The following is an 8,675-nucleotide window of genomic DNA, read 5'->3' on the forward strand; positions in this document are numbered from 1 at the left end:
AATGCTATGACCGTCTTGGAGGGCGCGGCTTCTGCACGCGTAGAAAAAGACACTTTGATTACCGATGGCGACCGCCATCGCGCGCTGATTGGCAGCGCGGTTGGCAGCACCATCGAATGGTATGACTACTTCCTTTATGGCACCATGTCGGCCATCGTGTTCGGAAAGCTGTTCTTTCCGTCCGACGATCCGGTCACCAGCCAGCTTCTGGCGCTTGCCTCTTTCGCTCTGGCCTTCTTGATCCGCCCCATTGGCGGCATTCTGTTCAGCCATATCGGCGACCGTATCGGTCGCAAGAAGACGCTGGTCATCACCCTTTCCATCATGGGCGTATCGACGGTTTTGATCGGCCTGATGCCGACCTACGCCACCATCGGCGTATGGGCGCCGATCATCCTGACGCTCTTGCGTCTGTTGCAGGGCCTCGCCCTTGGCGGCGAATGGGGCGGCGGCGTGCTTCTGGCTGTGGAATATTCCCCGCGTAACCGGCGCGGCTTCTACGGTGCAGTGCCACAGACAGGCGCATTGTTCGGTTTGGCGCTCGGCAATCTGGTGACATCCGGCCTTGCTCTCGGCTTCACGGAAGAAGCGTTCCTGTCCTATGGCTGGCGCATTCCGTTCGTGCTGTCCATCGTGCTGGTCGCAATCGGCATGTGGATCCGCAATACCGTTGATGAAACCCCGTCTTTCAAGCGCGTGGCTGCTGCCAATACCGCGAAGAAAGTGCCGCTGTTCGAAACGCTGACCAAGCATTGGCGCGCAGTTCTCATCGTCATCGGTGCGAAGTTCATCGAAACCTCGACCTTCTTCCTGTTTGCAACCTTCACGGTTTCCTATCTCGTGGGACTGGGTTTCGAGCGCGTTCACGCTCTCAATTCGGTGCTGATCGCCGCATTGATCGCTGTTCCGGTCATGCTCTATTTCGGCAGCCTGTCCGACCGTATCGGCCGCAAGAAGGTCTTCCTGCTCGGCACAGTCGCGATGGTCATCTATACGGTGCCTTACTTCTGGCTGCTCAATCAGGGTTCGTGGGTCGTGGCGACGCTCGCCGTCGTGATCGGCTTCGCCATCATCTGGTCGACTTACGGTTCGGTGCTTGGCACATTCTTTGCTGAAAGCTTCCCGGCAGATGTCCGCTATACGGGCGTTTCTCTCGGCTATCAGGTGGGCGCAGCTATTGTCGGCGGTCCGCTGCCGCTGATCGCAACGGCTCTGCTGGCCAAGTATAATGGCAGCTATCTGCCGATTGCTGTGTTCATCGCGGCTTGTGGCGTCATCTCGCTGATTGCGGTGGCCTGCACGACCGACCGAAGCGGTCAGCAGCTCGACGACTGATCCTGATCTGCAAAATTGAAGAAGCCGGCTTACGTCGGCTTCTTTTTTGCGCTTTCGCTGAATGACAATTTCTGGCGAACCAGCTCCGCCACATTTGTCACCTGCATCTTTTCCATCACGCGGCTGCGATGCACCTCAACCGTCTTGATGCTGATATCCATCAGATCGGCGATCTGTTTGTTGAGCTTTCCTGCCACAATATATTCCAGCACTTCTTTTTCGCGCTGCGTCAGGCTCTCGTAACGGCGGGCAAAATCATCCGCCTGTTGGCGCAGTCGCGCATTATCGCGCGCCTTGGCGAGACAGAACTCGATTCGCTCCAGAACATATTGATCGTCGAGCGGCTTTTCGATGAAATCCACCACGCCGTCGCGAAAGGCTGTGACGGCCATCGGCACGTCGCCATGGCCAGTGACGATGATCGTCGGTAGATCGACGCCAAGCGCCTGCAGGCGCCGGTGCAGTTCAAGGCCGGTTATGCCCGACATGCGCACATCTGCGATCACGCAGCCGGACATGTCTGGTGATGCGACCTCCAGAAAAGCTTCCGCCGAATCGAAAGCACGGACAGTGTACTGACTCGATTCCAGCAACCAGACGAGCGAATCCCGAAAGGCCTCATCGTCATCGATGACATAGACCGCTTCACTCATGCTGCATTTTCCTGACGAGCGCCGCTTACCGGCAGCGTGAAATGAAAGGACATTCCTTGGGTTTGGCCCTGAGTCTGGCCCTGAGTCTGGCCTTGAGCTTGGCCTTGATTTGGCTCTGCCCAGAGCCTTCCACGGTGGAACTCCATGATCGAGCGACAGATATTGAGCCCAACGCCCATGCCCTCGGCCTTGGTCGTATAAAAAGGGTCGAATATTTTGCTGAGCTCGTCTTCCGCAATGCCTTGCCCGAAGTCCTGCACAGTTGTTTCCACTTCCTGCCCGTCGGAACTGATTCTGGCCGAAACGACGATATCGCGCCGTGGTGCGGGCATTGCTGAAGTGGCCTCGATGGCATTTCGCAAAAGATTGAATACAACCTGCTCGATCATCACGCGGTCGGCCAGCACAGTGGGCAAGTCTTTCGCAATGTCGACCTTGATCTTGAATCCGCGCCTGCGCGATTCGATCTCGGCGATGGAAGCGGTCTCCTCGACAATCTCCCGCAAGATTTGCGGCTGAGGGGTCGGCTCGCTACGACGCAGAAAATCACGGATACGCGACACGATGCCGGATGCACGGCTTGCCTGCCGTGACGCCTTCTTCATGGCGTCGAGCAACGCTGCGCGGTCGTCAGTGCCTGCTTCCAGCCGCCGCACCGACCCCATGCAATAATTGCTGACTGCCGCCAGCGGCTGATTCAGCTCATGGGCAAGGCTCACGGCCATTTCACCCATGGAAATCAGCCTCGCCGTCTGTTCGAGACGCAGAGCGCTGTCACGCTCGAAGGCAAGTGCGGCTTCGCGTTCGGCTTGTGCTTTGGCTTCCTGCTCGCGCATCTTCGCCTGCAGAACCTCGAATTCCTGGCCAGTTTTCTTGAAAATCTCCACGGCGCGCGCAATATCGCCAATCTCGTCGCGGCGATCCTGATCCTTGACGGTCAGATCGTATTTGCGGCGGGTCAGCTGCCCGATCACCGCTGTCAGTCGCCCGAGCGGGCGCGTGATGCTGCGCGACAGGAGTATCAGAAGTGCTGTGGTGACAACGGCGATGGTGGCGAGAATGCCGCCAGCGCGCAGAAGCACTGCCTTGGTTTCGCTATCCACATCCTCCAGATAGATGCCGGTCGCGATGAACCACTGCCACGGCTCGAACGGCATGACATAGGCCATTTTCTCGCCGCTCACATTTGTATTGGGCTTGGTGAACTCATAACGCACCACGCCGCCGCCGGACTTGGCGGTGTCGATCTGCATCTGCACGTAATGGCGGCCTTCGGAATCGACCAGTGTGGACGCGTCTGTGCCTTCCAGATCCGGACGGATCGGCAAAAGCACGGAATTGCCGTCGAAATCGTCGATGAAGAAATACTCGTCATTGGCATAACGCAGCTTGCGCAGCGTTTCGACGGCATTGTGCTTGGCCGCAGCTTCGCTGATCTCGCCGCCTTGGAAGCGATCATATTCTTCCTGAATGATCTTGCGGCCGATTTCGGTCAGGTTGCGAACCATGGTGACACGGTCATCGATCATCTGTTCGCGCAGCGCATGCACCGTCACGGCGGCCATGACCAGCAAGCCGATCAGGCTGACAAGGCTCGACAGAAGAAGTTTGGAACCGATACCCAATTTGATTCTCATGATGAAAGTTCGCCACCGCCGATAGAAGCGGTCAGCCCGCAATTCTCGTTTCAATCCACTGTTGCAGCAGCACGGTGGCGTTGGCAACCGGCAGTGAACAAGGATTTTTTCCGGTGCCGGGGTCTATCAACTTTGTGTCATTTGCCCTAGATCATCAAGGAATACGATACAGATTATCAGCCGTTGTCGTCGAAATGCCGCGACAACCAAATATGCCGGGTTCCAGCCTGTTTGCAGTGGATGCCTCCCCATTGCCACGCGACAGGCCAGCTGGTTGCATTTCTGAAGGGCCTAAAATGGAAAAAGCAGATATCGGAATGGTCGGTCTTGGCGTGATGGGTTCCAACCTGGCGCTGAATATAGCCGAGAAAGGCTACACGATTGCTGTCTATGATCGTGACGAGCCCGTGCTGAAAGCTTTCCTCGATAAAGCTGGTCCGCTGCGCGACAAGATCATCCCTTGCGCCACCTTCGAAGAACTGGCGGAAAATACGCGCAAGCCGCGCCCGTTCATCTTCCTCATCAAGGCAGGCGCGCCCGTCGATGCTGAAACGACCCGCCTCAAGGCTCTTCTCGAGAAGGGCGATATCATGATCGACGCGGGCAATTCCGATTATCGCGACACGGTCCGCCGCCTCAAGGCGCTTGGCCCGAACGATCCGACTTTTGTGGGCATGGGTGTTTCCGGCGGTGCGGAAGGCGCACGCCATGGCCCATCGATGATGGTGGGCGGAACGCCGGAAGCCTATGAGCGCATCGCGCCCATCCTTCTCGCTGCCGCCGCGAAATATAAGGGCGAGCCGTGCTGTGCACTGGTCGGTCCCGACGGCGCGGGCCATTTCGTCAAGACGATCCATAATGGCATTGAATATGCCGACATGCAGATGATCGCCGAAATCTACGGCATCCTGCGTGATGGTCTCAGCCTGTCGGCTCCGGCCATTGGCGATGTGTTCGAAAAATGGAATTCCGGTCCGCTCGATTCCTATCTGATCGAGATCACCGCCAAGGTTTTGAAGACCACCGATCCGGAAAGCGGCAAAGCGATGGTCGATATGATCCTCGACGAAGCCGGACAGAAGGGCACCGGACGCTGGGCCGCCATCGAAGCGCAGATGCTGGGCGTTCCGGCAACGGCAATCGAAGCTGCTGTTGCGGCGCGTTCGCTCTCGTCGCTCAAGACAGAGCGTGAAGAAGCGGCAAGCATCTATAAGCCTGCGCCACGCACGCTTGATGTTGCGGATCACACCAAGTTCCTTGCCGATCTGGAGCAGGCACTGCTTGCTGGCAAAATCGCGGCCTATGCGCAGGGTTTTGCCGTGATGGAAGCGGCCTCGAAAGAGCATGGTTGGAACATTCCGCTGGCCACGACGGCCCGCATCTGGCGCGCTGGCTGCATCATCCGTTCGGAACTGTTGGATGATATCGCCCAGGCTTTCGAAGGCAATGAGAGCCGCAACCTGCTGCTGGCTCCGGCTTTTGTCGGGCGTATGCAAAAGGCATCCAAGGGCTTGCGGAACATCGTTTCCAAAGCTGCGATTGCTGGCTTGCCGGTTCCCGCACTTGCATCGGCGCTCAACTATTTCGATAGCTACACGCAGTCGCTGGGTACTGCCAATCTCATTCAGGGTCAGCGCGATTTCTTCGGTTCGCATGGTTTCAAGCGCATCGACAAGGATGGCGATTTCCACGGCCCGTGGGGCGAATGATCGCTTCCTTGTGGCATCGCATTAAAAAAGCCGCCCAATCGGGCGGCTTTTTGTTTGCGGTTATGCTTCGTCAGGTTGCATCAAGATAGGGCTTCAAGGGCATATCGTCGTGCGTGGGGACAGTCTGCCGCTCGATCATGTGGTGAATACGGGGAGGGCCGTCGCCGCGATGCAGCTCATCAAGGTGCTTTGCGACCTCGGCATCCGCATGGGTCAGTCGCTGGCTGTGGCGAATATATTCAATCCAGGTGGGCACATGGTAGCTTTCCGTCCAGATGCGCGGGTTCTCCAGATCACGCAGCAGCACCCACTGCTTGGCGCCGTCACGAATTCTGGTGCGCCGCCGCAGCGCCATTGTGGCAAGGAACTCCGGCACGTCTTTCTGGTCGATGAAATAATCGACCATCACCATGATTGGGCCGCTGCGCGCGCGCAGATCCAGCTGCAACTGCGGTTCGCTGAAGGCGTTGGTCGGATCGAGGTTCAACGATTCGAAATTGGGCTGGCGCAAGATGAAGCCGAGCAGCCCGCCGACGATCAGTACGGTGCTTGCGATAAACAGCGCACCCGATACGCTTTGCAGATCGGCCAGTTCACCCCAGACCCAGCTGCCCAAGGCCATGCCGCCGAAGGTCGCCGTCTGGTATAGCGACAAGGCGCGGCCAACGACCCAGCGGGGGGTTGAAAGCTGGACCGTCACATTGAACAGCGAGAAGGCCTGCACCCAGGCCATGCCTGCTGGCATCAGCAGAAGGCAGCTCAGCCACACCCGGTTGCTCATGGCGAGGAAGAAACAGCTGACAGCGAGCGCAAAGAATGCGCCGCGGATCACCCATTCATTGCTGAGAATATCGCGCACCCGCCCGATCAGCAGTGCTCCGCAGATCGCGCCGAACCCGAAAAAGCCCAGCATAATGCCATAGGTAATGGCGGTGCCCTGCACCTGATCGCGCGCAACGAGTGGCAGGAGCGCTAGAATCACCACGGCGCTGAAGCCGAAAGCGAAAGAACGCAACATAACCTTCAACAGATTGGGCGACATGGTTACATAACGAAAACCTGCCGACATGGCGCTGCCGAAGGATTCGCGCGGCAGCGGGTTACGCGGCGTCACTTTCTTCCAGCGGAAAAGCGCGAAGATCAGAGCGAAATAGCAGAATACGTTAAAGAGAAAGGCAAAGGCCGCGCCAGCCGTCGCAACGATGATGCCGCCAATAGCCGGGCCGATGCTGCGCATGAGATTATAGCTCATGCTGTTGAGCGCAACAGCCCCCGGCAAGTGCTCGCGGGGAACAATGTCGCCCATCGATGCCTGCCAGGACGGATTATAGAGCGCGCCGCCGCATCCGATCAGAAATGTGAGGCTGAGCAGCAGCCAGGGCGTCAACAAATTGGAATAAGAGAACAATGCCAGCATTGCGGAAAAGCACAGCATCATCATCTGCGCGATCAGCATGATGCGTCGGCGGTCGTAATTGTCCGCCAATGCCCCGGCGGCGAGCGAGAAGATCATCACCGGCAAGGTCATGGATGCCTGAACGAGCGCCACCATCCCGTGAGAGGTGGTCAAGCTGGTCATCAACCAACCGGCGGCGACACCTTCGATCAGTCCTCCCAGGTTCGATACCAGAGTTGCCGACCAGAGAGAGCGGAAAGTCCGGGACTGAAAGGATTTGAGCGGAGAGGCGCTTTTGGGCATGGCGATTTTCTGCATCTACAGGCTTGGCTCCGAGCCGTTAGAAAGAGACTCGGTGCAAGCGCATCGGCGGGATGCAGACGAAAGTATAATGAATTGCGCGCTTCGGGAACAACTGAGTAGGATTTTGCTCTTCACTGAACAAGACAGGGTGAAATATCCCGTCGTTCGGCTTCCAAGGAGAATCCGTTCACATCATATGGCACTATTGTACCGCTCTTCCTTATATATAGCGGTGTGAATGACGCCGTCCGCTCCGCACCAGGCGCGATACATGCCTTCGCTGTTCATAGGTAGGCTGATATTGCCTTTGCGATCCACGGCAATCAGCCCACCTTCGCCGCCGATTGCACCCAGTTCCCGCACAACATCATTCGCAGCTTGTTGCAGGGGCTGACTGGCCCAGCGCATGCGCGCGTCAATCTCATGCCCGACGGCCCAACGAATGAAATATTCGCCATGTCCTGTCGCCGATATGGCCGCCGTTGCATCGTCGGCCCACGTTCCTGCGCCAATGATCGGGCTATCGCCGACGCGTCCCGGTGTTTTAGCAGTCATGCCGCCTGTGGATGTTGCCGCCGCCAGATGGCCTTGGCGGTCAAGAGCGACTGCTCCGACGGTTCCGTGCTTACGGGCGGGATCGTCATCACCAGACAGGCCCCGGTTTCGTCGGTCCATGACAGCCTTCAGCGCAGCCAGACGTGGTTCGGTCGAAAACCAGTCCGGAGACATCATTTCAAGACCGGCAGTTTCGCAGAATTGCTTTGCGCCTTCGCCCGCGAGAAAAACGTGTTCAGTCTTCTCCATCACCGTGCGGGCTGCAAGAATCGGATGCCGTGGTCCGCAGATGCCGGAAATCGCACCGCAGCTGCGTGTCGCGCCGTCCATAATGGCCGCGTCCATCTCGTGAGTCGCATCCGAGGTAAACACGGCACCCCGTCCGGCATTGAACAGAGGGTCATCTTCAAGCGCCATGACCGCCGCTGTTACAGCATCGAGCGCTGTTCCGTCTTTCTGCAGGATGTCGAGACCTGCTTGAAGGCACGCTTTAAGACTGGTGTGAAAGGCAGCTTCGCGTTCCGGCGTCATCTTGGACTTGAGGATGACACCTGCGCCGCCGTGCAATGCGATAACTGGCGTGAATTCGGACATGAGGCAGCCCCTTATATAGAATGTGTAGCGCTAACTGGTCCAAGCTAGCAGAGAGATGCAATCCTCTGCCAACTCTATAATGGTCCGGCCATAGATAGCGCGGGGCCGCATTTTCTGCGGGCGTGTTCGCTCTGTGTCAGAATCGGGTGCCCATCGGGGCTAAAAAGTGGTAAATTTCCGACTTTATCCCTGTGGAAAAGAAAACCGGATTTTTGTTGGAAGTGGTGTTGACAGTTTGAGAGTTGGGGGCCTATATAGCGCCACAACGAGGGCGGCGACGCTGCTAGCGGCAGGTTGCTTCGTCCTTGAGTTCCGGTGAAAGCGGTTGACTTAGTGTTGGCAGGTGAGTAGGTGGGGCGGCTAAGATCGGATGGAAATCTGGTTTTGGATTTGAGGAGGGCACGGTTGATAAGATTGTGATTTTCTTGAAAAAAACGGGTTGACAGGCTGAACGGTCTGGACTAGAAGCCCGACACCGCTGAGGCGGGGCGCT

Annotated in this window: 6 protein-coding genes; 2 read left to right on the plus strand and 4 right to left on the minus strand. The window is 57.6% G+C overall.

Annotation, left to right across the window (positions count from 1 at the left end):
* Positions 1–6 precede the first annotated feature (6 nt).
* Entirely contained in the window at positions 7–1,335 is a 1,329-nt protein-coding gene (locus QBD01_RS15640; RefSeq protein ID WP_280993559.1) for an MFS transporter, read from the plus strand.
* A gap of 29 nt (positions 1,336–1,364) precedes the next feature.
* On the opposite strand, the gene QBD01_RS15645 is transcribed toward QBD01_RS15640, so the two are convergent.
* Entirely contained in the window at positions 1,365–1,988 is a 624-nt protein-coding gene (locus QBD01_RS15645; protein ID WP_280993560.1) for a response regulator, read from the minus strand.
* Positions 1,985–3,625 (minus strand): cache domain-containing protein, encoded by a 1,641-nt coding sequence (locus QBD01_RS15650; RefSeq protein WP_280993561.1) that lies wholly within the window; start codon positions 3,623–3,625, stop codon positions 1,985–1,987. Before QBD01_RS15650 ends, QBD01_RS15645 begins: the two co-directional genes overlap by 4 nt.
* 296 nt (positions 3,626–3,921) lie before the next feature.
* On the opposite strand from QBD01_RS15650, the gene gndA reads away from it, so the two are divergent.
* Complete coding sequence (gene gndA / locus QBD01_RS15655; protein ID WP_280993562.1) at positions 3,922–5,334, plus strand: NADP-dependent phosphogluconate dehydrogenase; 1,413 nt, start codon at positions 3,922–3,924, stop codon at positions 5,332–5,334.
* A 70-nt stretch (positions 5,335–5,404) separates the two neighbouring features.
* Here the strand turns inward: gndA and QBD01_RS15660 are convergent, their stop codons facing one another.
* Both QBD01_RS15660 and QBD01_RS15665 read right to left on the minus strand, forming a co-directional pair.
* Positions 5,405–7,033, minus strand: a complete 1,629-nt coding sequence (locus QBD01_RS15660; RefSeq protein WP_280993587.1) for an MFS transporter — start codon at positions 7,031–7,033, stop codon at positions 5,405–5,407.
* A 192-nt stretch (positions 7,034–7,225) separates the two neighbouring features.
* Entirely contained in the window at positions 7,226–8,182 is a 957-nt protein-coding gene (locus QBD01_RS15665) for an isoaspartyl peptidase/L-asparaginase (RefSeq protein WP_280993563.1), read from the minus strand.
* Positions 8,183–8,675: the final 493 nt, after the last annotated feature.

The organism is Ochrobactrum sp. 19YEA23, from assembly GCF_029909865.1.
Classification (GTDB): domain Bacteria; phylum Pseudomonadota; class Alphaproteobacteria; order Rhizobiales; family Rhizobiaceae; genus Brucella; species Brucella gambitense.

Excerpts from the sequence above, each read along its gene's own strand:
- QBD01_RS15665 (WP_280993563.1), bottom strand. The coding sequence starts at position 8,182 with ATGTCCGAATTCACGCCAGTTATCGCATTGCACGGCGGCGCAGGTGTC.
- QBD01_RS15640 (WP_280993559.1), top strand. The coding sequence starts at position 7 with ATGACCGTCTTGGAGGGCGCGGCTTCTGCACGCGTAGAAAAAGACACT.
- QBD01_RS15660 (WP_280993587.1), bottom strand. The coding sequence starts at position 7,033 with ATGCCCAAAAGCGCCTCTCCGCTCAAATCCTTTCAGTCCCGGACTTTC.
- gndA (WP_280993562.1), top strand. The coding sequence starts at position 3,922 with ATGGAAAAAGCAGATATCGGAATGGTCGGTCTTGGCGTGATGGGTTCC.
- QBD01_RS15645 (WP_280993560.1), bottom strand. The coding sequence starts at position 1,988 with ATGAGTGAAGCGGTCTATGTCATCGATGACGATGAGGCCTTTCGGGAT.
- QBD01_RS15650 (WP_280993561.1), bottom strand. The coding sequence starts at position 3,625 with ATGAGAATCAAATTGGGTATCGGTTCCAAACTTCTTCTGTCGAGCCTT.